This window comes from Salinicola endophyticus, assembly GCF_040536835.1.
Taxonomy (GTDB): domain Bacteria; phylum Pseudomonadota; class Gammaproteobacteria; order Pseudomonadales; family Halomonadaceae; genus Salinicola; species Salinicola endophyticus_A.
This window is the reverse complement of record NZ_CP159578.1, coordinates 495,109-517,481: the sequence shown is the minus strand read 5'-3', so window position 1 is coordinate 517,481 and position 22,373 is coordinate 495,109. Positions and strand designations below refer to the sequence as shown.

The window sequence follows — 22,373 nt, the reverse complement described above, 5'->3', positions numbered from 1 at the left end:
ACCCTTTAGCTCGATCACCTAATGAATCCGCGAGAACCCACATGCCGAAACTCAAACGCCAGATTATCTCTCTCGAAGGTTTTTTTGATGGATTACTGCCATTCCTGAACAATTTCCTGAGCATGTCGATCCTCATGGCCATGGGGTTATTGGTGTTAATCCAGTCCCCTCAATACTTCATCACAGTACCCGCAGCCATAACTTTCACTCTCGCCCTTATCGGAATGCTTGTGAATAGCTACAGATTTACAAAACAGACTATACCGAACCCGATGCCTGACACCTTGAAACCGCACTTCGAAGCAAGGCCGGCTAAAACACCAGGCTGGCTCATAAACTTCTTCCAGGATCTCATAAGAAACCCAAGTTACATAATGATAGGGATGATAACACTGGTAGTCACTGAAGCCTTAGTTCTAGCGGGATTTGTCAACATGGCAATCAATTTGAAAGCGGCACTATAAGGACATTGTCATAGCGCCGGTCGCGAGCTATCAGTGAGCAGTGTTAATTGCCTGAATCAACTGCTCCGCTGGCACGTAGCCTTCCCCGATCTCACCATCGGGCAGCACGATCGTGGGCGTACCCTTCACCCCGAAACGCTGCCCCAGCTGGAAACCATCTTCGACGGCACTCTGGCAACGCTGTGTGGGCTGGTCCGTCAGCGTCTCGCCTTGGAAAGCGCGGTCCATGGCGTCGGTGGGTGATGCAGCGCAAAGGGCCTGAGCCAGCTGATGGGCGGCTGGTGACTGACTGCCGGCGCGCGGGAACGGCACGTAGCGCACGGCGACCCCGGCCGCCGTCAGCTGATCGATCTCCTGATGCAGCTTCTGGCAGTAGGGGCACGTTGTGTCAGTGAACACGGTGATTCGGCCCACCTCCTCGCCCTGGGCAGGGAAATCTACTGTGCTTGCCGCCGGCAATGCCTTCAGCTGTGCCAGACGATCCTGTCGGCTGTGCTGCTCAGTGACATCGGTGAGGCCATCGGGAGCGTTGTCGTAGAGCGTGCCGACGATCATTCGCCGCCCCTGGGCATCGCTGTAGAAGGTCTCGCCACTAGGCAGCCGGACCTCATAGAGCGGCCCCTGGATCTCGACGGGACGAACCGAGTCGGGGGTGACCGAGTTGCCGTTGATCACTAGCGCCTTCAGCGCGGGGGGGATCTTCGCGTCCGTGACCACAGTAGCCGCGAGCAAAGGCATGGGCGCCAGAAGCGCCAGCAACGGAACGCTGGCCAGCATCGCTTTCATCTCAGGGCCTCCAGGCTCTTGACCGCAGACTCGCCGCCATAAGTGGCCACCGTCCAGCAGTCCTCCAGCGTCACCGCGGGTAGTGCCAGGGATTCATGGATCGTGACCAGCCGCCATCCTCCCCGCAGCACCTCCACCACATGCGCGCGCCGAGTCGGGGAGATTCCGCGCTGACTGAGGCGCGAGAAGCGGTTCCGGCCGATCTCAGGGGTGGAGTGGGTGTCCCCGGCGTAGCCGCTCTGCTGCCACCAGTTGCCGATGTCCATCGACCAAGTACGGCCCGGCCCCGCATCGAACGTGAGGTCGAATTGATGGGTGATCTCGATGCGCCCCGGCGCCATACCGGCAGCCTCGACGGTCCAGCGGAATACCACGTCACCGCCCGTCAGCCCTTCGGGCAGCTCGACGAAGTGCCCCAGACGGCAGTCATCGGAGCCGCCAACGAAGTAGAGAGGGTTGGGGTAAGGCTGGCATATCGCCCAGCCACGCTCGGGGACGATCGGCACCTCGCGCCAGCTCGCTGTCACGGACAGCGAGATGTTCTGGGCCAGAACCTGGTCGAACGGGTCGATCTGCAGCACGGGCAGCAGGTGAAGTGTGCACCGGCGTGCATCCAGCGCCACGACGTTGTTGGTTGTCATTCAGATGATCCTTCAAGCTGAAGCGGTGAGGTGCCCAGAGATGCCTTCAGGCGATCGCGAATCGCCTCGGAGTCATAGCGCCCTTGAACGGGGAAGCGCAGCAGCGGGACGCCCGCGGAGGAGAAGGCGTCATCCACGAAGCGGTCGCGCCGGCGGCGATCACGGCGCAGGTGGCTACGATCATCTAGCTCTATCGCCGCGAGAATCCGCCCGCCCAGTGGCTCGCACAGCACGATGTCGACGTGCTTGGAACTGATCAGCCGGAAGTACCGCCACCAACGTTGATCGCGCGGGTGACGCTGACGGAAGCGAACCTGGAGCACATCCGCGATGCGGACCTTGCAGGCGATCATCGCGCCCGAGCCCACGGCGCGGCTCACCGCACTGAGGAAGGCCTGCTCAGCCGCGCTGTTGAGCTGCGGCTGCGCAGCGTAGGGCAGCGACCGCCGGCCGCGGCCGATCAGCATCATGATCACCCAGCCCAGGCAGAGCCCCCCGAGACAGAGCGCAGGGATACTCAGCAGTGTCACCACCTCCGAGAAGTCGCCGGCACTCATGACGTGGCTCCTTCACGGGTGTCGTATGCGTCTTCCTCGATAAAGCCGCGGGCAGCATCCATCTGCTTGGCGATGTGAATAGCGGCATCGAGTTCGGAGCAGCGCTTCTCTAGCATGATGTTTCGCCTCGCGCTCTTCTCATCACCCTCGGTACCAGAGAGAGCGAGGTAGAGGCTCGGCTGCACGACACGGAACAGCGATTCGACCGTGGAAGCCAGCACCACGCCCTCGGTGTACTTCTTCGAGATCTTCGTCGCCGACAGCAGCAGCTGTTCCTGCGCCGGCGACAGCGATTTGAAGCGCTTGATCTTCTGCACCTCATCGGGTGGCATCACCAGACAGATCCACCACTCGATCATGTTCAGCAGCTTCTCCGCGGCGTCGGGAAAATCCTCGACGTTCTGGGTCGCGAACCAGAGCCAGTACATGAGCTTGCGCCCCATCTTGCCGACCTTGACGAAAAACGGGGACAGCAAGGGGTTGACCGTCACGATGTGGCTCTCGTCAGTAATCTGGACGATGTGACGGCCGTCGTACTGAGTGCGCTCGGCCAGGTTGGTGATCATATTGGTGATCGAGATGACCGAGAGCGCGAGTTGCGCGCCGTAGCCCTCGCGGGCGTAGGTGGCAATGTCGACCAGTGTCACATCGCATTCAGGCCAGGGCTCGCCGGCCGAGTTGAACACCTCGCCATCGAAGCCGTCACAGAACAGGCCGATATTCATGCCCATCTCGTTGGCGCGGCGTCGAGTGTCCTCATGAACGTCGGGATCGCTCGAGATAGCGAATAAGGCGTCACGCACGTCTTCGGCCTTGCACGGTCGTTCCTGCTCGAACGTCAGGCGAGCAGCGCGCATGATGGCATCGCGCACCATCCGCCGGTCGGAGCGCCGAAACCGCCGTTCTTCCTCTTCTTCTCCCCCTGTGATCATGAGGCGCGCGGTGATTTCCATTTCACCCAGCAGATCGCGCTTATCCTCGTCGAGGTTCTCTTCTTCCTCGTCGACCGGCGCCGGCATCCGGTCGTCATGCTCTCCCAGCGCACGCGCTTCGGCATCCTCATCCGCGCGACGACGTGCATACTCGTCCTCGAGTAGCCGGTGGGCTTCGAGAAAAGGCGCCAGGGATACCCCAGAGCCAGGCGCGAGCTTGACCTTGTTGACGCTCAAGCCGTTGCGCTCGAAATAGTCGGCGAGCAGCCCGAAGCTGTTTCCGACCTCGATAAGGAACAGCTTCGGCCGGCGCACCGCCATGAGCTGGGCACAGATGGCGGTCAGCGTTGCCGACTTGCCCGCGCCGGTCGGCCCGCTGATGAAGGCATGGGCGTTTTTCTCACGATCGAGCAGGTTGAAAGGATCGAACGAAAGGGTCTCACCGCCGCGGTTGAACGCTGTCAGCCCCGGTCGACCAGTCCCTCTTGCGCGGCCGAAGAACGGGCTCAGGTTGGCCAGGTGCTGGACATAGTTGTAGGCGGTATACCAGCGGTTGCGGGCGTCCTTGTCGGGGTCGAAGGCCATCGGCAGCCAGCGCAGGTAAGTATTGAGCGAGGCGACCTCATCTTCCGGCTCGACGGGTTTCAAGCTCGCCTGGTACAGCTTGGTGCTCAACGCCTGACACCGCTGGCGAAGATCGCTCTCATCGTCGCCGCGGACATAGAATACGAGCGACGACTGGTACAGATAGTGCCGTTCCCCCATGAGGGCCTTGGCCTTTTCGCAGTCCTTGCGCACGTTCGAGGCCAGTACGCTGTCGCCGTGGGCCTTGTCCTTGAGCCGGTTGACGTGATCCTCGAGGGGCTCCTGCGGCGAGGCGACGATCGTCATCGCCATGATCGTGCCCTCGGGCAGGACATCCATCAGCGCATTCGACACCTTGGACTGCTCGCCCTGGCGCTTGACCTCACCAGTGATATGGCCAATGTCCGGGCACCGGCGAAGCTCATCGACGACGAGGCAGCGATGCGGCAGGCCGTCGAAGTACCACAGCCCCTTCTCGGCATCGGACTCCGGCGCGTTGAACAGCACGTCAGCACCCAAATCGTAGTCATAGGGCAGGTGCGCATCGCCGGGGTACTCCACCATCTCGTAGAACGCCTGGGGGTCGTCAGCTGACAGTGCGGGGCGGGGGTTGAGCCAGGCCACCATCCAGCGGTGGAAAGCGCGACCATCATAGCGACGCAGCGAGAGACCCACGCCGTCCAGAGCCGATGCCAGCCGGTCGTAGACCAGGTTAGCCTCCTCCTCCGGCGATAGCGGCTGCCCCCGCCGCGTCTGGGTCTGCCGGTTGAGGCGCCGGTAGAGCACCAGCCGGGTCCGGCGGGTCTGGCCCTTCCAACGTGTCTGCGTCACGACGTCATCATGGAAGACGCCGCCTTCCTGGGAAATCGACTTGAGATGGCGCTCGAACTGCTGCAGCCACTCCTGGGTGTAGGTCGTCTCGAGCAGCCCACTCGACGCCCGATTCGAGCCCGGATCGGGACAGTCGATGTAGGCTCGCAACTGCGCCATGATCTCGCGATAGTCCACTTCGTCCTGGGCGTAGATCTGCGCCACCCACGGGGAATGGTCATGCTGAGGCAGGGCATCCTGGAATGCCCCCTCGATGAGGTCGCGTTTGGCGGTGAGCCACTCCTCCGAGCGGCCTTCCGTGGCCAGCGGCACGATCTCGGCGACGATTCCCACCGAGCGACAGTCATCCATCAGAAAGCTCTGCGACTCTGGCAGATACTCGATGAACGGCAGGTAGTTGGCGAAAGACGGAGCTCGCTTGTAAAGCTCGTCGATGTCACGCTCGGTTATCGGTTTGCCACGCGGTATCGCGCGCGGACGCACACTCCCCGGCGCCGACTGCTGCTCGCCGCTACCAGGCTGCTCGCTACCACCGAACCAGCGGTTCATCAGCGCATTGAACGACATCAGCGCGTTCTCCCCACGGGTCGAGCCCCCTCTCCGGGCATCGCGTACTGCGCCGTGTTGTATAGGGGGAAGACGGTCGAATAGCCTGGCACCGGGACGCTCTCCCCTCCGGCAAGGTGGGGATAGACGAACATCACCAGATCCGGGTTCGGCAGCCGGGAGAACTGGCTATGGATCTCGTTGGCAGCGTCGCGGGTGTAGCTCTCCTGCTGGCCGCGCATCGCGTCGTCACCGAGCGGGCGCCGCAGCGCACTGCGCGCCGCATCCACCGCACGCTGCCCCGGGCTGCCGGTACGGTGACTAGCACCGTCGAGCGTGGATCCCTGCTCCCAGAGTTGCTGCATGGTCATGCCGTTGGTCGGCATCAACTCATCCTTGGAGGTGGCACAGCCCGATAGCAGTCCCAGACCGAGCAGCGTGAGGGTGGCGACCGCTGCACGTGGCATCGACCGATGGTCAGTCGAGCCCGACTGTCGTTGCGGCTGATGTGTCATAGCGCACCTTCCTCCCCTGGGTCTCGTAGTCGATGGGCAACTGCTTGTTGATGTGGATCGCCACCTTCTTCCCCGGGGGCACGTACACGGCGGCGAAGGCCTCGCCGTAGAGTTTGTTGACCCACTGGCTCATGTCGTTGACGCCCTGGCTGAGGATCTGCCCCACGGCCTGGTTGCCGGTCATCGCCTGGGTGACGCCACCATCGGTGCCGATGGAGGTAACCGAGGTCGAATCATCATCCGAGAGCATGGTCGCCGCCCCGGCGCCGGCAGCCGTCAGCAGACTCTGGGTGCCGAGATACTGCTTGGCGTTACTGCGACGCACGCCACTGATACAGGGAATACCTGCCTGGTCACTGATCCAGCCGATGGCATTGCCACCGCCGATAGTCTGGCTCTGCTGGCCGGAATCGCCGCCCCCCTGATTCACGTCTTCCGGTGACGGCACGGTGCGAATCGTGCCGTCTTCGAACACGAAGGTGAGACTGGTGATGTTTCCGCGGACACACGAGAGGGTCCAATCGCCCGTGGCGGTGCCGCTGGCAATCGCCGCCTGCACTTCCGGCAGTTCAATGCCGTTGGCGGTGAGGTTGTCCTTGCCGATCATGACTTTAAAGGGATAGGGGTCGTTGACCGTCCCATCGACCGGGACACGACCGAGCAGTGCTGTCATCGCTAGCGAGCCCATCAACGTGGCGTTTTCGGGAATGGTGTAGACCGGCTTCACCGTGGACTCGTCCGGGCGCCCGGTGGCACTCGCCTTGATCGCGCTGCCGGCCCGCGTGACCGTATCGCCTGCCTCGGCAGCGAACGAGGTCGGGAAGAGCGGTTCATCATCCCGGCGCCCTCCGGAGCGCGGGTCGGGCTGGCGCTGATCCATGGGCTCGACCCAGGCGAGGGCCTGACCCGCATAGGTCCCGGTAGGGCCTCCGCCGCCCTCCAGGCCTAGCCCGATCGGTACGTCATCTTTGCTCTGACTGCCGGTGACACCACTTTGAATCTTGTGGATCTGGCTCTGCAGACTCTCGAGCAAACTCTGGTTCTGCTGCTGGTCCTGCTGGCGTTGCTGGGTAAAGCGCTCCTGCTGCTGCTTAAGTGCTTGCTGTACTTGCGACTGGACGTCGCTGCGCTTCGCGACGAGCTCGCTGTTCTGCTGTCGCAGCGCCTGATTCTCCTGAATCACCTCATCCATCTTCGCTTCCATCGAGCGCGTCTGTCCGACGAGCGTGGCCACGGTGTCTTCAGGGGTGTCACCCTCGATACCCAGTGCCTTCATTTCATCCTTGCTCATCGTGAGCGAGGGGTCCTTCTGGCCCGTCGTGTCGCGCCGGGTGGCATCTTTCGAGCTTGGCCAGAACAGGATCAATGCCACCCCGCACAGAACGGCCGGAACAAGGAACTTCAGCAAGCCATTGCCGCGCAGTATCATGGCTCCCCTCCCACCACTCGCTTGGACGCCAGGGCGGACAACGGAAGGGCCTGTGCGAGCGATTGCCCCCGCGTCACGATGAACGCCGTGGTGGTGTCCCTCAGGCTGCCGCGCGGGCCCAGCGTGTCGTGCATGAAAGTCGCACTGTAGAGGTCGCCCTGCAGCCAGCGCGGATCCAGTTCGAACGCGCGCGACGAGTCACGATTCGAGAGCCGCACCGCGGTCACGACCCAGCCCTGCAGCTTCCAGGCGGCGATCGGCGCCGCGGTTACCGGCAGCGCAGGCAGTAAAGATGGCAGTCGCTCGGGCAAACGCATCGCCACACGGTCGACCCCTGAAACGGCCTCGATCGCCCGCTCGGGCGCATAGAGAGACTGCGCCGCATAGCGCGTCAACACGACCGCAACCGGGGTATTCTCGCGCGCTGGCTCACTGGCCTGCGTAGACTCCTCCTCCTCGGCGTCCGTTGCCGCGGTATCCCCCCTGCCACCCGCGCTTTCGTTAGGAAAGACGATGCGGATCTCTTCGTCACTGGCACCGGACGGCTTGGCAGTCAGGTCAATCAACACGACTTCGTTGGTTTCAACGTCTTGGATGCGTACTCGCTGCGTGTCGAATGGCTTGCTCGCCTTGAGATAGATCGCCCCACCCGCGCTCTGCACTCGCAAGGTCTCGGGATCAGCGATCTCGCGCGGCAACCCCACCCGGACGTTGCGATCCAGCACGATGACCCGCTCGCTGCCGACGGGCAGATCGATGGGCAACGGCTGGCGATCCCAGTGCAGAATTTCGATCGCGTTTGCCGATGCAGCCATGCCGAGTAGCAGGCAGAAAACGAGAGTCCGAAGTGCAATGGAACCCGTCATGGCGTCGCCCCCTCGCCGGTAGCGGTATCGCTTGAGTCCGCATAGCCCAGTCGCTGAGGTACGCCAGAGAAACAGCCTTCGCTGGAGCCAATCTGCAGCCCCCAGGGGTTCGCATTGGGATCGTTGTCGACGCGTGAGACGTAGAGCGGATAGCGCACGTAGGTATCTCTGACCGTCGTGCCGGCATAGGTCTCGCTCACGCCCATGTCCGCGGTCACCACCCAATGATCACGGTCGATGACTTTGACGCCCCCAGGTCCGGTGGGGGTATCGTTCTGGAACCCACGTCCAGGGATTTCGTAGATGCCGCGCACTCGCCCCTTCAGCTCTCCTCGCGCGCGACGCTGAGCGTAGTCACGCTGCAGGTAACTCACGCAGGCCGGCGTCAGAAAGTTGCGATAGGCATCGATATTGCGCTTGTAGTCCGCCTCGCCGCTCACCGGCCACCGGTTGAGGGTCTGCCAGACGTAGATCGCGAAGGTGTAGACGTTGGGCTCAGGCACCTTCCACCACTCCCGCGTGCTCCCCGTGCGCAGGTCGGGCGGGGTATAGACGGTGAGGCGCTCCGGCGCGCTCTTCCACCCCCAGAAAAAGCACAGGCAGAGCAGCGCGAGCAAACCGATCACGAGCCGCAGGGTCGTAATATGGGCATCCCGTGCCGACAGTGCGTGACGCATGCGGCTCATGGTTGCCTCCGGCGCTGGTGAGAAGAGCGTCGCACGGGATCGCGGCGGATGCGCCAGCGGATCGACTGCTGTATCAGTTCCCCCCCACCAGGCACCGGGATGCCGACCTTTTCCAGCTGCCACTGCAGGCGCCGATAGAGCCAAGCCGAGGGGCGCCCCCGCCGGAGTCGGCGCATGATGCTGCCGCCAAAACCCAGGAACACGCCGCCCCCGATGATCATGCACGTCGGTACCATGGCGCCCATCCCGACAAGCGCCCACCCCAAGAGCCCTACGGGTAGAAAGGCGGCAAGGCCCGATAACGTGCAGATCACCACCTCCTTGCCGGTCATTCCCCGGAAGACGATCGGGGTGGCATTGAGGCGTGTTGGAATGAACTCGATAGTCACAGTCGCCCCACCCTCAGCTCATGATCGGATCGCCGTAATTGGCAAGCCAGATGACGATGACGACCATCAGAACACCAAAGGCGACGACGGCGCCGAGCGTGCTCCACTCGCCGCGTTTCTTCGACTCATGGAAGCCCCAGATCAGGGCGACGATGAAGACGATGATCGCGAAGGCCGTCAAACCGATATAACCGAGACTGAAGCCTTCGGAGCCCACCTTTTTAATCGTTCCGAAGAGATTGCCATCGGCCCCCTCCGTGATTTTCTCCTGCGTTGGCAGCGCCCCCATGGCCGCGACCGAGGGCAAAAGGAGAAGGCTCGCCAGTGCATGCCTTACCTGGCCAAACCGCTTTGCGATCCGGGTTTTCATTGCTGACTTTCTCCTCTCTCGTTTGCATAAATTCGTGCGATAGCACGCAGTCACATCACCGACGATCTCGCTGCTTCAAAGCAGCAGCCAAAGCAGAATCACCAACACCATCGCCCCCCGAATGAGGCTCCAGAACAGGGTAAATTCGCTCACACGCCCCGTTGTCCAACCGCGAAACGCACTGATGACTAGCCAGACCAACCAGATGACGGCCAAGCTGCAGCCGACGCTGGTGACCAGCACATTGACGGTATCGGCGCCGACTCCTGCACCGGCTTGAAACGCGGCTTCTGTCGCACCAGCCATGGCTCATTGCCCCCGGTCGTCGAGGTAGTCGCCGGCTAGCGGCTGGGGATCGCGAGGTAGCGATCGACTGGGTGCTAGATAGGTATCGATCCCCCGCGTGATCGCCAGCAGGTCTGCCCTCAGACGGGGGATGTCGAAGTAGATCCGTGTCGTGGCCGGATCTGCATGGCGCTGTCGGTCGGCGATGCGGTCGACCACGACACGGATCTGCTCGATTTGGGTCTGGATCAGTGAGAGATCGCGTCGCTGGATCTCATCGATGTCATCGGCCTGCGCCATGGACGGCAAGGCGATGGCCAAAGCGGACCCGGCGATCGCGATCAGGCGAGGAGAAAGGTGGCGATCCAGCATGGTTGAACCCCGAGAGGCGTTGACCCGACATGCAGGCATGGTCGCCGGTCGAATCCGCTGAATCAGCCGGAAACGTTAAGTCGATATCTGCGGCATTCCTTGGACAAAAAAATCCCCCGCGAGGCGGGGGCAAAGGGGGGTAGGAAGCAGAGGCCTCAGAGATATTTCTTGAAGCTCGCGGTGGCGATCGCGATCATCAAGCCGAACACCAAGGCACAGGGGAGCAGGAAGAGACTGGGGTGAATCGAGAACGGCAGCGACAGGTAGATCAGCCAGCCGGTCAGGAAGATAGGGGTCACCATTCGCTTGGCATGGTGATAGACGAAGGCCGACTCACGGCCGGCGCCGAAGCGCCGCAGATCCCGGCTGACCAGGCCATCGGTGAAGCCAACGATGGCAGCCAGAATGAACAGCGGCGCCGTCAGAACCAGGATGACACAGCGGGTCAGCGTCATCAGTGTCACGTAGATCGCCGCCTGCGCATAGGTCTTGAGCGCACCCAGCCACCCCATCTCCCCCGCCCCCTGCTCGACCCAGTGGGCGATGCCGGATTTGACGAACAGCCACTGGTACGCGGTGTCCACCACCATCGTGGCGAACGCCACCGGTGACGAGACGACCAGGGAGCGCGAGAACTGGCTATCCAGGTACCCCATCTCGGAAGTCATGGTCTGGTAAGCGTGCTGAGAGCCCGGGGCGCTGAACCAGTCGAAGTAAATGCCGACCCACTCGATCACAACGCTGCAGATGATCGAGATGAAGACGATCCAGATCAGCGTGAACGGCAGCTTGAGCAGCGTACCGATAAGCCCCGCCCGCTTCTTATCCGCGCGACGCGCGGGGGCCTCATCCCTCGCCATCGTCCCTCGCTCCTTCGGCTGGCTCGCCGACCTCTACCGACAGAGAAGCTACTGGCTGAGCAGCGGCACGGGGGTCGATCGGGGGCAGCTCGAAGTCGAAATCGATGGGCGGCGGGCGAACACTCTCCCACCAGGCGTCCCCGCTCGAATACTTGGCGCGCATGCGCTTAGCGATATCCGCAACGTCTCGCGGTACATCCTCGCGCCGATCAGGCAGTGGCAGCGGCATGCGGATCTTCCATAGCTGCCCGCCTTCCAGCAATGCGAACGCCTGCCCCTTGGGTAGGCTGACAACGTCATTCGGCGTCAGCATATCGACGGACTCGGTGCCGATACGGTCACCGGCCGACGAGCTGAAGTCCTGATCGGAATTGACGTCGGCGTTGTCACTGGCCATGGACACCATCATCCGCGTCGAAACGTTGACCCGCGGGAGCTGATCGGTGAGCAGGCGCGCGGTGCGCTCTTCACGGACTCGCAGCATGATCAGGTTGTTGAAGTTGCCGATCACCTGCCCGGCCTTGGCGGTTGAGCCGATTCTGGCCTCGATGTCAGAGAGCGTCTGGGTGTAAGCGGTCACCTGGATGCCGGCACCGCCGCCCTTGTTTATCAGCGGGATGAACTCATCGCCCATCAGCTCGTTGAACTCGTCGCAGTGCAGGTTGATCGGCAGTTTCTGGCTCCCGCCCTGCCCGGGAAGGCCATCCTCGGATCCGAACTTGTAGATGTGACCGGCGACCGACACGATGTCGGCGAACATCGAATTGCCAACGGCCTGGGCGACCTCAAAATCGCTCAGCGCATCGAGGCCGACGTAGACCACCCCCTTCTTGCGAATGATCTGCTGCCAATCGATGATCGGGCGCTCGTCCTCGATGTCGTCATAATCCGGAGAGAGCAGCTCAGCGATCTTGCCGCTGGTCAGCTTCTCGAGCAGCGGTAGCAAACTGGCCACGATCTTGTCGAAGTACGTCTTGTCGTAGCGCACGGCGCTGAGCAATCCGTCGAGCACCGGGTCGGTCAGCGACTCGATCACATCGGGCTGCTGCAGATACTGGACGATCGCCACCACCCGCTTGTGCCGCCCCACCATGTTGCGCGGCATGTTGCGGTCGTTGAGCTTGCCCTCGATCTCGGTGATCTGTTGATTCGCCCCGGGCATCCGTTGCTCCAGCGTCGCCTGGACGTACTGCATCAAGAGCGCATCGATATTCACAACGTCGGCCAGGATCTGACCATAGCTCGGCCGCTCGCCGAGGGCGTGCCTCGCGCGCGCGACGATATTGACGAAGCGCCAAGCGAACTGACGAAACGCCGCGGAGTTGCCCTCTCCCGAGAGCTGACCGGTCACGCGGGTCGACACCTCAGAGAGCCGAGAGAATCGGCCCACCGCATTGTAGCGACAGGACACATCTGGCCAGCCCAGATGGAAAATGTAGAACTCGTCCCCCCGGCCAGCCTTTTGCGCCTCGGCATACATGCGCAGCATCAGGTCCGCATCCCCCTTTGGGTCGAAGCAGATCGTGATATCGCCGCGGCGAATATCCTGAGTAATCAAGATCTCGGCCAGGCGCGTCTTGCCCACCCGCGTCGTCCCTTCGACAAGCGTGTGCCCCACGCGCTCGCCCAGCGGCATCCACACGTCGTGCTCCAGCCACTCGACGGCGTGCAGGGCCGGCCGGCCACCCACCGGCGGCAGAGGCCGCACGGGGTTCAGCACCGAGTCCCAGCGCAGCAGCGCAGCGATGGACCGACCAATACCCCCCTCGAGTCGCCGCTCGATGATTCTCGCTCGCTGGTAAATAGGGCTCGGCTCGATGTATCGCTTCGCGCCGGGCTGGGCCGACTCGTGCAAGCGCTGGGTATGCTGGGCACCCCACTTGAACCCCTTGCCCAGCCACAGACTGCGGCGGCTCAACGGCACCTTACGCGCTGGCAGCGCGAAACGAGGCAGACGCCGCATGTTGCGACGGTAGCGCAGGACGACCCAGGCTTGCCTGGCGCGCCACAGGCCCAGGCCCGCAAACCCCACGGCGGTACTGATGCCGACACTCGGCGTCAGCGCCAGGGACCACGGCGCCCAGAGACAGAGCACGGCGCAACCGGCGCACACACAAACCGTGTTGAGCTCTACGGCCGGACGCAGAAGTGACTCGAGCGGGTGATTGCTACTCATGCGGCTCGGTCCCTAATAGCGCTATTGAGTGCCAGCAGTACCCGATCGGCGAACGTTCGAGCGCTCCTGGACGCAGGAAGGTTGCAATAACTGCAGAGCTGGTTGAGCCGGTATCCTCCAAGACCGAGATGAACCCCAAGCGTCGCGCGGTCCGACTTCTCGGCGTCGGCGGCGATGGGTACGATCGAGAAAACCAGATACCCGCCGAGACGGCAGTCCTCGTCATAGACGCTGACACAGTGGTGCATCACGGCGCCCTCTGTACGCAGAGCCGCGCTATCGGTCAGGGGTGTTGCGATGAAATGGTCAGTTTGGATTGCATCGATCGGCGACGACCAGGAGAGATCTTGAGACCTGGGCTCACCCTCACACTCCCGTGCCCGCCTGCCAGCTTCCTCCAGTACCTGCTCGTGCCAAGTATCGGCGTGGCGCATCACTGCAGCCCAATGCATGTTGTGATCTGGCCAGCGGTAGTTCTGTGACCCGCACCAGTCGCTGGCCTGCTCAAGCCTAGCCTCGGCGCGAGGTTTGGAGCGCATTAGCTCGCGATAGCCCTGATCTTTCCAGACGATGAGTCGACTGGTGACCCAACTACGCCCTAGCCTCCTGACGGCGGGCTCCTTCAACACCTCGAGGCCTGGGCCAGCCCCAAAGTTCTTCTTCAACAGAATCAGACCTGCATTGATAGCCAGTATTCTTGCTGCCGGCCGCGGATCTTCCGATGGCGTCAGCGCCTGCAGGAAAGATATCCACTCATCGATGTACCGTCGGGCACCACCAAAATGCTCGTCTAGCTGTTCCCACCCCTTCAGCACGAGAGCCACGGCGGCCGGTGAAGAGTCGTTGAGGAAACGAAAGCTACTCCGACGCTCCAAGCTGCATATCACCCCAAGCGGGCGGAAGGCTCGACGATCGACAAGCGTTTGGGTCTCGCCCTGTAGTACCCATAGCTTGCGCGAGAAAAGATCGGCGCGCGCCCAGTTGTGGGGATGGATCTTCGACAGCAGCGGCAACCATTGCGGTCTTTCGGTAGCGATACGCTCCACCGCGTTGAGGTTGGCCTGAACGCGCAGCACGTGCTTCAGCGAAAGGCACGCACGCGGCCCCTCGATTCGTGATGCCAGGGAGATCGCCTGGCGATCCAGTGCCTCACGCCACAGGCCGGTGGTCAACGCCTTGACGCGATAGCCGCCCAGTGTCCTGAGCTGCGCATAGGATCGCCCACCGCCCAGGTTCAAGGCCCGAATACCGCCAAACTGCGCTTGTAGCGTGGCCAGCCGCTTCGTCGCCGTACGTTGGTAATCTGCCTTGCGTTTCTCGTTCTCTGCGCACTCGTGGCAATGCTCGCCCCCTCTCGGCTCGTAGTTGAGCCCGTCTTCCGGTAGGGCTCCCTGCTCATCCCACCACTGAGCGCAGCTTTCGCAGAAATCGACTTCCATGGGGTACCTGACATCCGACAGCAACTCCTGCTCCAACGATTGGTCGTTGGCGAGTATCAAACAGGTCTTCGACAGATCGCTTCGCTCCCAGCGTCGAACTAGCTCCCGATTGAGATAGTCGTACTTGGATGTAGGCAACCTGAGTGCCTTCGATGCTTGCCGAAAGATTTCATGGAAGACGTATTCGATGAGACTTTCCCAGGTGAAAGCCAGCACTCCTTCCGCTGGCACAGGCAACAGTTTCAGCTCTGGCCAGCGGTCCAGATATCGATCACGTCGCCAGCGACCACTCGCCAAGTCGAGTCGATAGGTGCGTGTCTCTCCCGACATCGTGTGTCGGATCTTCCACAGTCCCAGGAGGATGTGGTCGGTTTCACCACGCCGGGTCGTTTCCCGCCGGATCAGGCGAGTCACATTGGTCTCGACCAGCCAAGTCACCATCAGTTGCGTAGTGCGAGACCACATCAGCTCGACCGCCTTCTCTCGTCGGGTGGCACTGCGCTTATAGCGTCGGAAGCACCGCTCGACTGAAGCAACCAGCGAATCCTTGTCGGTTAGTGATGAAGCCATGACGAGATCCTTACTCATTGCTCGATGCCGCGTTCACTGATCAGCACGGGGTAGTGATGCAGGCCCAGGCGCTGAGCCAACCCGTCACCTGAAACCGGACGAAGCTCCAGCCCCTCCGCGGCCTGGCGTAGCGCCTGCAGGCCTGCCTCCGTCTCGACCTGAACGACCAACCCCACGGCATGAGCCTTGCGGAGAACGTCGCCGCGCTGGGCCAGCCATCGACGCGATAGATCGTCGTCTCCAACCAGGAATATCGGGGTAAAGCCCCCCGGCAGATGAAGCTGCCGAGGCTGCACATGCCCCGGGGTCAGCCGCGCGCTGGCGATCGGCAGCATGTCCTGCTCGGAAAAGGGTGGCGACGAGCGGGCACCTTGACTGGGCTGCGCAGAGAACCCGTCACCTTCGTCGACACCCGCGCCGTTGATCGCCACATAGTAAGGGCGCGCCGAAATGCCACCGTGATCCGCGACTACCGTCAGCTGAGGCAACCCTTGGGGCCGCTTCGCAGACTCTTGGGCCTCTGCTGCGGAGGTCAGGGCAACTGCGAGAAGCAGGGTCAAAACCAGGATGTTGCGCGGGTACGTCATGACGGATCTCCTTTACCGCTCAGCGGTGAGCCACTTCGGCCGTCCAGGGACGCTTTGCCGGCGTCACCCATGTCACGTCAGCCGGCGCCGGCGTATCGGGTCGGGGTGTCGGTGTCACCCAGGTGATGGGCTCGATGGGCGTCTCTGAAGGTTGATTAGCGGCCAACCTCTCACCACTCGCCGATTCGCTAATCCCATCTCGGGCCAGCGCCGAGCCCGGCAAATGGCCGGCACCGAGTAGCGCGAGTTCCCGACGCACCACAGCGCGATAGCGTGCTGCGGGCGCCCCGCCCGCGGGCCGGTGATAGCGCCCGGCGGCGATGAGCCAGTCGCCTGACTCATCGAAGTAGCGCCGAATCAGCCCTGCCGCCTCGTCGAGATTGGCGTAAGGGTTCAGGCCATCGCAGGGATCCGCGAAGCGCTGACCAGGACCGAAAAGCTGCGGCTGCCAGCGAACGTTGAGCTGGGCGATGCCGACATCTACGATCTGGGTCTCATGCAGCGCATCGCGCAGCGCGCGACACGCCGATGACCGCTCTTTGAAGTGCAGCGCCTTACCGGCCACGTTGAGCGTCCACGGCCATGGGCGCCGACCAGCACCGAGACGAACGACTGACTCGGCGCTGGCTACCGCGTAGAGCATCTCCGGAGGGACGCCGTGCCGCTCCGCGGCGACAATATACGCCGGCGGTACCGCCGCTCCCCCCGCTGAAGCTGGCGTTGCGGCCAGTGCCCAGATGGCAAAGAGATAACCGCCTCTAACGAGCCTGCTGACTTCTCTCCGGCAGCCCATGTTTCAGCCCCTCGGTGCCACACGTGGCAGCTCGCTAGGATCTACCTGCAACGCATCACCGTGGTTGAGCGTCACATGACCAGAACGGACCTCACCGGGCGGAATCCCGATCGACGTCGCCCAGCGCCGGATCCGGTCGTCATTGCCCTTCGCATCGACGACCCAAATATTCATTGCGCTACCGGTATTGATGAGGCGCTTGACGACCGCCACGCAGCGAGGGCACCCCTGCGTGGCGACTACCACATCGAGCCGCTGGCTGCTCGTTGACGGACTGTCACCGAAGACCGAGCGCGTCTTATCGGCTTCCTGTTTCGAGGAGAAGGCATTCACCGGCATGTCGCCGGGGTACAACCGCTTCCAGGCGGCATCGTATGCCCGCTGAAACGCCAGCTCGGACTCAACGCGCGCCCGCTCGGTCTTGACCAACTGCTCGGCGTATTTCTGCCGCTCAGCATCGGAGCGCGCTTCCAGACCCAAGGCGGTCAGCGGATCCAGGTTGGGCGACCAAGTACCGCGCGGGCCCTTCATGATGCTCTGGTAGCGCTCGTACTCTTTCTGACTCAGTCCCCAGGCCTGCGCCGCCTGCTGCTGACTATGACCAATCACCGTCTGCGTCTCTTGGGTCGATTGGCTCTCCTGCTGCGCGATCGCCAGGGGAGATGCGACAAGCAGACAGACCGTCAGCCAGAAAGCAGGGCGAGGGATCGGGTTCATGCGAAGCTCCTAGGGGATCGGAAGTACGACGGTCTTCCCGCTGACCGTGAAAGCGGCTGAGCGACCGTCGATCGACGACAGCATCCAGCCGCCAACGGCCTGCCCTTCGCCGACCAACGTCAGGTCACTCAGCCGCTGGCTCTTTCCCAGCGCCACCACAAGATAAGGCCGGCCACCCCGCTGCTCGAGGCCAGTGATGTCGAACGTCGGTGACGGTGGCGATGGCTTCTGGCGACTCGCTGTCGGCTTTCGGCTCACACGCTGCTTACGCACCTTCTCGATCTGCGATTCGAGAGTCTGCTGCTTCTCCTGCGCCGCACTGAATCTCACATCCGTGGAGTCGGACAGGCTTTGAATTCGACTGCTCAGTGCTTCGACTTGGCCGGGAATGTCGAGCACCGCCTGTTGCTTCTGCCAGGTCTCGAGCGTCTGCAGACGAGAGGCAAGATCGTCGACTCTGTCCTTCTGCGCGGCCTGTTGTGCCTGCGCTTTATCGCGATCGGTATCCAGTGATTGGATGTCGAGCTGCACCTGTGAGAGGCGCTCGCTGAGAGACTGAAGCGCGGACTCGATTGATGACCGAGCCCCACTACCAGGAGCAAACAACGCGAAACATCCCACCACTATTGCGACCAGTAGGGCTCCAGCAACCATGAGCGAGCGCGTGCGAGTGAACCTCCGCTTCCGAGTACCACCGCGGGCATATTCTGTTGGGTTCTCCCCGCTCACAGTCGCATCAGCGGGGTCTTGGTCATCGCGCATGGTGGCCTCGCATGAGCCCTGAATGATGCTGGTTACGGTGCCTAATGGCTCAGCATCGGGCGACGGGAAACGTTAAATCCATCGAGCGAGATTTATGTCGGCAAGCCGTGGGTCAACTGGCCAGCCAAGACGGCCCAACCGGCCACCGTGATAGCCGGGGCGAAGGGTATGCCCTCCCGAATGCCGTGACGCTTAACCCAGCGGAGCCAGAGCAGCTGAAGCAGTCCCGCGACCATGGCGCCCCACACTACGATGGCGACGCCCCAGACGCCGACCCAGCAGCCCCAGGCGGCGAGCAAGGCTGTATCCCCTTCACCGATATGATCTCGGCGCAGTTGCCCTACTGCCCAAAGCGAGAGCCCCAGCAGCCCGCCCCAGACGCTATGCGCGAGTGGCACCCAACTCGCCACCGTTGAATGCAACATCAGGCCCATGAGGCCAACCAGGCCGCTCAGGGCATAGGGGATCAGTCGATAGCGGCAGTCGATCAGCACGATCACCAAGGAGGTCCAGCCGAGGACGGCAAAGCCCGGCCAGAAGGCCGATATCGAGCGTCCGAGCGGCGCCAGCAGAGCCAGCAGCATGGCCGCGGTGAAGAGGCCAGCAGCCATGCCCAGACTGCCGCGATCTCGGGCTACCGGTTTGAGATGGCTCAGCTCCGCGGCGGGATCAGTGCCTAACACGTCGCAGGCTTCACGGACCCAGCGCCGCTCCAGCGCGCCGGCGAGCCAATCGGCGAGCCGGCTGGCCGCCGCCCCGCCTTGCAATCCCAACAGCAAGGCACAGGCGTAGAGCCAGATCGTCATCTCACCGACCATGTGTTATCCCCGGTCCGAAGTTGATGACCACGACACTGCCCTCCGGAATGTCGTCGGGAATCGCTAAGGTGGTGGTCGTGTAAGGGCTACGCAGCCATCCCTGGCTTGCATAGCCCACACCGCGGCGATCATCGAGCTGATGCATCAGCGCGCTCAAGATCCCGGACTCAGATGACCAGGTGTAGGCCACGCCGCTCGAAACCATGAACGTCATGCCCGGTGCATTCTCGAAGCCCCGCGGCCAGGGGAGAGATTGTGTAGATGTGGGGGCTTGGTCAGCCCAGCCACGCTTGTCGGCCCACTCCCAGGTCAGCGCCGACGCCTCGGCGAGCTGGAAGGCATAGCGTTGCCGATCGCTGCGATCCATGGCGAGACTGGCGTCGTCGACACGGCTCTGCGAAAGCGTGAGCATCACGACCACGACGGCAATGGCTGCGAAGATGGTCCCCGACATGCGCTAGGCTCCCAAGGGCAGAAACCATACGTCGCTGCCGTGGGTGACGAAATACCAGTCACCCTTACGCACGCCGAAAGTCACCGTGCCACTGTTGCCGGCGCGAGAGCTATCGCACGCCCCATCGCTGTGCCCACCGCTGCGCGTACTTGTGCATTGTCCATCCACCTCGGCACCGACAAAGCGTATAGCGTTGCGATCAGTGCCAGGCGGGTTTTTTGCATAGGGGCCCATCTGGACATTTGATTTTCCACCTCGCTGCACCCAGGCCTCACTACCCGAACTCTGGCCAATCACCATGACGATGCCATCGCTCGGCGCAGTCTCCGCGTAGTAGCTGTTCCCACCTCGCTGATACCGTCCCGGGTGCCGCCAGTGCCCAAAGCCGGCGCCCCCCACCTTGCTCCATTTCCCGCTAACGCAGCTGAGTAGCGACCCGTCGGATTGTCGGCCGATCAGTCCGTTGGGCTCACACCCTGCCCCCGGGTTCTGCGTCGTGCTCGCCAACAGATAGCCACCCTGGACGGTCCCCCCTGTTACCACTCCCTTGTTCCCCGTAGCGCGGATCCAATCGTGGTCGCTCATGTGCCAGCCACCGCCCCATTTCTGGGCATACCAGCCGCTGTTACCCGCGGTAACGAACTGCTTCGCGGATATCTTGTCGGCCTCCTTGATGTCGTGGTCTGTCATGTCCAGATCGGCACGCATCTCGTTGAGATCGGGGCGTCCCGGCACCGGCACACGATAGAGATAGTTGGGATCGAGAGCCCCTCGCGTGAACAGCATCACGCTGGCTAGGTGCCCACCGCCCGGGTCGAGCTGATAGCGGGAGAGCGTCTCCTCCCAGCTGCCGGAGACACTGCGCGCCTTCCTCGTGTCATCATCGGCAATCACCCCGCCCGCGGCACCGGATTCCTGCGCCGCGGAGCGCATCACGCTGTAGGGCAACGTCTGCCCTCCCGTCGTCGTGACCAACGCACGCAGGTTGTCATTGCCACCACCGTCACGAATCACCTTGATTGCATAGCTCTGGTTGTAGCTGTTCTTCGCTGGCGAGGAAGCGTCGAGATAGCCGGACCGCACTAGCATGTCGTGAGAGATCGTGACCGGCCCCGACTTGGTGCGTTGCTGTAGAAGTGCCAGATTGTCCTGGATATAGCGCTGCGATCCTTCGGCAACGCGCTTCAGTTCGGCGCCGACAACCTGTGCATCCCTGGCGTCAGTCGCGCGCTGCTGAAACTGGATGAAGATGGGCGACATAGCCGCCATGATGGCCAGCACCACAATGGCTTCCATCACCATCGAGCCACGCTGCCGTCGTACCGAACTCACCTGTGATCGTATGGTTATCATCACGCCCCCCCTCCCAGCCGATACTGCTGCGCCTGGCGATCGACTTCGTTCATCAAATCGCCGATGCGCTCGGCACGGATGAGCTGTTTGACCTTGTCGTCGATCACCAGAGTTTTGAACGACACCTGCACCTGCCCACCACCATCGATCGATAGCCGTTGATGCGCGACAACCCCTAGCCCCTCGGCCAGCAGTCGATACGCACGGTCGTTCGCCGTCAGCGTTGCCAGGCGCTCGACGGCATCTGCCGGCGTTCCGGCATGGAGCGTCGAGAGGATGAGATGGCCGTTGATTGAGGCCTCGACTACCTGGCGCGCCGTCTCGCTGTCGCGGATCTCACCCACCATGATCTGGTCGATCCCCGCGCGCAGCGCCCGAAGCAGTGGCTCGCGGTATCCCACGTCACGGGACGTCGCGATCTGTATGCATCGCCCCGACTCGTGCAGGCCATCGAGCAGTGTCTCGGTCGGATCCTCGACCGCGAGCGCGATGTCCCCGTGAAGGGATAGCCGCCGAGCCAGGAGCGACACCAGCGTCGACGTCTTGCCGTGCCCGCTACTGCCGACAATCAAGATCAGGCCTCGCTGCAACTCGAGGACGCGCTCCTTCACCGGCCGGGGAATCGGCAGTTGCTCGAAGTCGCGAATCGAAACCTCGCGCCGGCGCAGCACGAAAATCGGGCTGCCGCCACCGATCGATTCCAGGACCGTGACCCGATAGGAATGCGTCGCCATATCCAGTGCGAATTCCGGCCCCTGCGCCTGATATTGCCCGTGGCACATCTGGTAGAGCGCCCTCAACGCCCCGTGACTCGCGTGGTTCTTGGTCACGGCCTCGCGCTTGAGCGTGTCGAGCGTACGGATATCGATCCAGTCCTCAGCCAGATAGAGATCCCGAAACGCCAGCTCGGCGAGCTGTTCACGCTGATTTGCGTTCATCAGGGTTACCGTGGAAGCCCCTGATTATTAAAGCTGCTGACGTTAGTGCGCCACAGCAGCGTGTTGTAATCCTTGTTGCACTTGGATGTAGCCTCGGACCGAGTCATTGACCCACCCTTAGCCCCACTTCCCGAGCCTGTTTGATTTACCATCAGATCGATCTTTTTATCGAGATTGACGTTCTGTGCCATGGTAATGCAGGCATCTTGAGGGACATTGGTATAAAGCAGTGCATAACCTGCATCTTTACCTTGGAGCTGAACCATGCCATTCCAGTTATTGGTCAGCTGATCCGTCTCCTTGTCGTAGGTCATCGTTGAGGGAATAGCTCCGGCGATGTCGAGTGACGGCAGCAGGCTGCCGTTGCCATAACCACCTACTCCACGAAATTGAGGCGCCGATGACAGCAGAGCCTGAGCATTACTGGTTGCCATTGAGGCATCACCACGAGCGATGAGATAAGAACCAGCCCATGTGGCCAATGCGCTAAACACGATGAAAACGATCAAATAAATCACCATCTCGCCAACCGCCATGGCGCCTCGCTGGCGTCGCCTTACAGGCCCGCCCAACTCACTCTCATCTACTGACTGATGAGTGACAAAGGTATCTGTTGCAGAAATCATGTTATGTTCTCCAGTCTGGATGGTCG

At 62.3% G+C, this 22,373-nt stretch carries 25 protein-coding genes; 1 reads left to right on the top strand and 24 read right to left on the bottom strand.

Annotated features, from left to right (window positions below):
- The first annotated feature begins 41 nt into the window (after positions 1-41).
- Positions 42-464, top strand: coding sequence for a hypothetical protein (locus ABV408_RS02470; protein ID WP_353980903.1), 423 nt, complete (start codon positions 42-44; stop codon positions 462-464).
- A 30-nt stretch (positions 465-494) separates the two neighbouring features.
- Here ABV408_RS02470 and ABV408_RS02465 read toward each other — a convergent pair whose 3' ends face one another.
- The 24 genes from ABV408_RS02465 to ABV408_RS02350 all read right to left on the bottom strand — a co-directional run bounded on the left by ABV408_RS02465 (position 495) and on the right by ABV408_RS02350 (position 22,347).
- Positions 495-1,250, bottom strand: coding sequence for a DsbC family protein (locus ABV408_RS02465; protein ID WP_353980902.1), 756 nt, complete (start codon positions 1,248-1,250; stop codon positions 495-497).
- Positions 1,247-1,891: a hypothetical protein gene (locus ABV408_RS02460; protein WP_353980901.1), complete on the bottom strand. Its 645-nt coding sequence runs from the start codon at positions 1,889-1,891 to the stop codon at positions 1,247-1,249. Before ABV408_RS02460 ends, ABV408_RS02465 begins: the two co-directional genes overlap by 4 nt.
- The gene (locus tag ABV408_RS02455; protein ID WP_353980900.1) at positions 1,888-2,448 is read right to left on the bottom strand and encodes a DUF2726 domain-containing protein; all 561 of its coding nucleotides are present in this window, start codon (positions 2,446-2,448) and stop codon (positions 1,888-1,890) included. Before ABV408_RS02455 ends, ABV408_RS02460 begins: the two co-directional genes overlap by 4 nt.
- Entirely contained in the window at positions 2,445-5,363 is a 2,919-nt protein-coding gene (locus tag ABV408_RS02450; protein WP_353980899.1) for a conjugative transfer ATPase, read from the bottom strand. Before ABV408_RS02450 ends, ABV408_RS02455 begins: the two co-directional genes overlap by 4 nt.
- Positions 5,363-5,809: a TIGR03751 family conjugal transfer lipoprotein gene (locus ABV408_RS02445; protein ID WP_353980898.1), complete on the bottom strand. Its 447-nt coding sequence runs from the start codon at positions 5,807-5,809 to the stop codon at positions 5,363-5,365. The genes ABV408_RS02450 and ABV408_RS02445 overlap by 1 nt, the downstream gene beginning before the upstream one ends.
- A 10-nt stretch (positions 5,810-5,819) precedes the next feature.
- Positions 5,820-7,286 carry a TIGR03752 family integrating conjugative element protein gene (locus tag ABV408_RS02440; protein ID WP_353980897.1) on the bottom strand — a complete coding sequence of 489 codons (1,467 nt, stop codon included), beginning with the start codon at positions 7,284-7,286 and terminating at the stop codon, positions 5,820-5,822.
- Positions 7,283-8,152 (bottom strand): TIGR03749 family integrating conjugative element protein, encoded by an 870-nt coding sequence (locus ABV408_RS02435; protein ID WP_353980896.1) that lies wholly within the window; start codon positions 8,150-8,152, stop codon positions 7,283-7,285. The genes ABV408_RS02440 and ABV408_RS02435 overlap by 4 nt, the downstream gene beginning before the upstream one ends.
- Entirely contained in the window at positions 8,149-8,838 is a 690-nt protein-coding gene (locus tag ABV408_RS02430) for a PFL_4703 family integrating conjugative element protein (protein ID WP_353980895.1), read from the bottom strand. The genes ABV408_RS02435 and ABV408_RS02430 overlap by 4 nt, the downstream gene beginning before the upstream one ends.
- Entirely contained in the window at positions 8,835-9,227 is a 393-nt protein-coding gene (locus ABV408_RS02425) for a TIGR03750 family conjugal transfer protein (protein WP_353980894.1), read from the bottom strand. Before ABV408_RS02425 ends, ABV408_RS02430 begins: the two co-directional genes overlap by 4 nt.
- Before the next feature lie 13 nt (positions 9,228-9,240).
- The gene (locus ABV408_RS02420; RefSeq protein WP_353980893.1) at positions 9,241-9,597 is read right to left on the bottom strand and encodes a DUF2976 domain-containing protein; all 357 of its coding nucleotides are present in this window, start codon (positions 9,595-9,597) and stop codon (positions 9,241-9,243) included.
- Between the two features lie 75 nt (positions 9,598-9,672).
- Positions 9,673-9,903 (bottom strand): TIGR03758 family integrating conjugative element protein, encoded by a 231-nt coding sequence (locus tag ABV408_RS02415; protein WP_353980892.1) that lies wholly within the window; start codon positions 9,901-9,903, stop codon positions 9,673-9,675.
- 3 nt (positions 9,904-9,906) lie between these two features.
- The gene (locus tag ABV408_RS02410; protein WP_353980891.1) at positions 9,907-10,254 is read right to left on the bottom strand and encodes an RAQPRD family integrative conjugative element protein; all 348 of its coding nucleotides are present in this window, start codon (positions 10,252-10,254) and stop codon (positions 9,907-9,909) included.
- Between the two features lie 155 nt (positions 10,255-10,409).
- Positions 10,410-11,114 (bottom strand): TIGR03747 family integrating conjugative element membrane protein, encoded by a 705-nt coding sequence (locus ABV408_RS02405; RefSeq protein ID WP_353980890.1) that lies wholly within the window; start codon positions 11,112-11,114, stop codon positions 10,410-10,412.
- Positions 11,101-13,290, bottom strand: coding sequence for a type IV conjugative transfer system coupling protein TraD (gene traD, locus ABV408_RS02400; RefSeq protein WP_353980889.1), 2,190 nt, complete (start codon positions 13,288-13,290; stop codon positions 11,101-11,103). Before traD ends, ABV408_RS02405 begins: the two co-directional genes overlap by 14 nt.
- Complete coding sequence (locus ABV408_RS02395) at positions 13,287-15,317, bottom strand: PcfJ domain-containing protein (RefSeq protein WP_353980888.1); 2,031 nt, start codon at positions 15,315-15,317, stop codon at positions 13,287-13,289. Before ABV408_RS02395 ends, traD begins: the two co-directional genes overlap by 4 nt.
- A complete protein-coding gene (locus ABV408_RS02390) occupies positions 15,314-15,886 on the bottom strand; it encodes an integrating conjugative element protein (protein WP_353980887.1) in 573 nt (190 codons plus the stop codon). The genes ABV408_RS02395 and ABV408_RS02390 overlap by 4 nt, the downstream gene beginning before the upstream one ends.
- 19 nt (positions 15,887-15,905) lie before the next feature.
- Positions 15,906-16,451: a hypothetical protein gene (locus ABV408_RS02385; RefSeq protein WP_353980886.1), complete on the bottom strand. Its 546-nt coding sequence runs from the start codon at positions 16,449-16,451 to the stop codon at positions 15,906-15,908.
- Positions 16,452-16,682: 231 nt separating this feature from the next.
- A complete protein-coding gene (locus tag ABV408_RS02380) occupies positions 16,683-17,396 on the bottom strand; it encodes a TIGR03759 family integrating conjugative element protein (protein ID WP_353980885.1) in 714 nt (237 codons plus the stop codon).
- 9 nt (positions 17,397-17,405) lie between these two features.
- Positions 17,406-17,927: a hypothetical protein gene (locus ABV408_RS02375; RefSeq protein ID WP_353980884.1), complete on the bottom strand. Its 522-nt coding sequence runs from the start codon at positions 17,925-17,927 to the stop codon at positions 17,406-17,408.
- 323 nt (positions 17,928-18,250) lie between these two features.
- Positions 18,251-18,976 (bottom strand): A24 family peptidase, encoded by a 726-nt coding sequence (locus tag ABV408_RS02370; RefSeq protein WP_353980883.1) that lies wholly within the window; start codon positions 18,974-18,976, stop codon positions 18,251-18,253.
- The gene (gene pilM / locus ABV408_RS02365; RefSeq protein ID WP_353980882.1) at positions 18,966-19,430 is read right to left on the bottom strand and encodes a type IV pilus biogenesis protein PilM; all 465 of its coding nucleotides are present in this window, start codon (positions 19,428-19,430) and stop codon (positions 18,966-18,968) included. Before pilM ends, ABV408_RS02370 begins: the two co-directional genes overlap by 11 nt.
- 3 nt (positions 19,431-19,433) lie before the next feature.
- Positions 19,434-20,732, bottom strand: coding sequence for a shufflon system plasmid conjugative transfer pilus tip adhesin PilV (gene pilV / locus ABV408_RS02360; protein WP_353980881.1), 1,299 nt, complete (start codon positions 20,730-20,732; stop codon positions 19,434-19,436).
- Positions 20,733-20,782: 50 nt separating this feature from the next.
- Positions 20,783-21,721 (bottom strand): ATPase, T2SS/T4P/T4SS family, encoded by a 939-nt coding sequence (locus tag ABV408_RS02355; RefSeq protein ID WP_353980880.1) that lies wholly within the window; start codon positions 21,719-21,721, stop codon positions 20,783-20,785.
- 5 nt (positions 21,722-21,726) lie between these two features.
- A complete protein-coding gene (locus tag ABV408_RS02350) occupies positions 21,727-22,347 on the bottom strand; it encodes a type 4 pilus major pilin (RefSeq protein WP_353980879.1) in 621 nt (206 codons plus the stop codon).
- Between the last annotated feature and the right edge of the window lie 26 nt (positions 22,348-22,373).

Coding starts and splice junctions, on each gene's coding strand:
- ABV408_RS02440 (WP_353980897.1), bottom strand. CDS start 7,286: ATGATACTGCGCGGCAATGGCTTGCTGAAGTTCCTTGTTCCGGCCGTT.
- pilM (WP_353980882.1), bottom strand. CDS start 19,430: ATGTCGGGGACCATCTTCGCAGCCATTGCCGTCGTGGTCGTGATGCTC.
- pilV (WP_353980881.1), bottom strand. CDS start 20,732: ATGGTGATGGAAGCCATTGTGGTGCTGGCCATCATGGCGGCTATGTCG.
- ABV408_RS02445 (WP_353980898.1), bottom strand. CDS start 5,809: ATGCCACGTGCAGCGGTCGCCACCCTCACGCTGCTCGGTCTGGGACTG.
- ABV408_RS02430 (WP_353980895.1), bottom strand. CDS start 8,838: ATGAGCCGCATGCGTCACGCACTGTCGGCACGGGATGCCCATATTACG.
- ABV408_RS02435 (WP_353980896.1), bottom strand. CDS start 8,152: ATGACGGGTTCCATTGCACTTCGGACTCTCGTTTTCTGCCTGCTACTC.
- ABV408_RS02380 (WP_353980885.1), bottom strand. CDS start 17,396: ATGAACCCGATCCCTCGCCCTGCTTTCTGGCTGACGGTCTGTCTGCTT.
- ABV408_RS02460 (WP_353980901.1), bottom strand. CDS start 1,891: ATGACAACCAACAACGTCGTGGCGCTGGATGCACGCCGGTGCACACTT.
- ABV408_RS02450 (WP_353980899.1), bottom strand. CDS start 5,363: ATGTCGTTCAATGCGCTGATGAACCGCTGGTTCGGTGGTAGCGAGCAG.
- ABV408_RS02355 (WP_353980880.1), bottom strand. CDS start 21,721: ATGAACGCAAATCAGCGTGAACAGCTCGCCGAGCTGGCGTTTCGGGAT.
- ABV408_RS02420 (WP_353980893.1), bottom strand. CDS start 9,597: ATGAAAACCCGGATCGCAAAGCGGTTTGGCCAGGTAAGGCATGCACTG.
- ABV408_RS02405 (WP_353980890.1), bottom strand. CDS start 11,114: ATGGCGAGGGATGAGGCCCCCGCGCGTCGCGCGGATAAGAAGCGGGCG.
- ABV408_RS02350 (WP_353980879.1), bottom strand. CDS start 22,347: ATGATTTCTGCAACAGATACCTTTGTCACTCATCAGTCAGTAGATGAG.
- ABV408_RS02410 (WP_353980891.1), bottom strand. CDS start 10,254: ATGCTGGATCGCCACCTTTCTCCTCGCCTGATCGCGATCGCCGGGTCC.
- ABV408_RS02415 (WP_353980892.1), bottom strand. CDS start 9,903: ATGGCTGGTGCGACAGAAGCCGCGTTTCAAGCCGGTGCAGGAGTCGGC.
- ABV408_RS02470 (WP_353980903.1), top strand. CDS start 42: ATGCCGAAACTCAAACGCCAGATTATCTCTCTCGAAGGTTTTTTTGAT.
- ABV408_RS02370 (WP_353980883.1), bottom strand. CDS start 18,976: ATGGTCGGTGAGATGACGATCTGGCTCTACGCCTGTGCCTTGCTGTTG.
- ABV408_RS02390 (WP_353980887.1), bottom strand. CDS start 15,886: ATGACGTACCCGCGCAACATCCTGGTTTTGACCCTGCTTCTCGCAGTT.
- ABV408_RS02455 (WP_353980900.1), bottom strand. CDS start 2,448: ATGAGTGCCGGCGACTTCTCGGAGGTGGTGACACTGCTGAGTATCCCT.
- traD (WP_353980889.1), bottom strand. CDS start 13,290: ATGAGTAGCAATCACCCGCTCGAGTCACTTCTGCGTCCGGCCGTAGAG.
- ABV408_RS02395 (WP_353980888.1), bottom strand. CDS start 15,317: ATGAGTAAGGATCTCGTCATGGCTTCATCACTAACCGACAAGGATTCG.
- ABV408_RS02465 (WP_353980902.1), bottom strand. CDS start 1,250: ATGAAAGCGATGCTGGCCAGCGTTCCGTTGCTGGCGCTTCTGGCGCCC.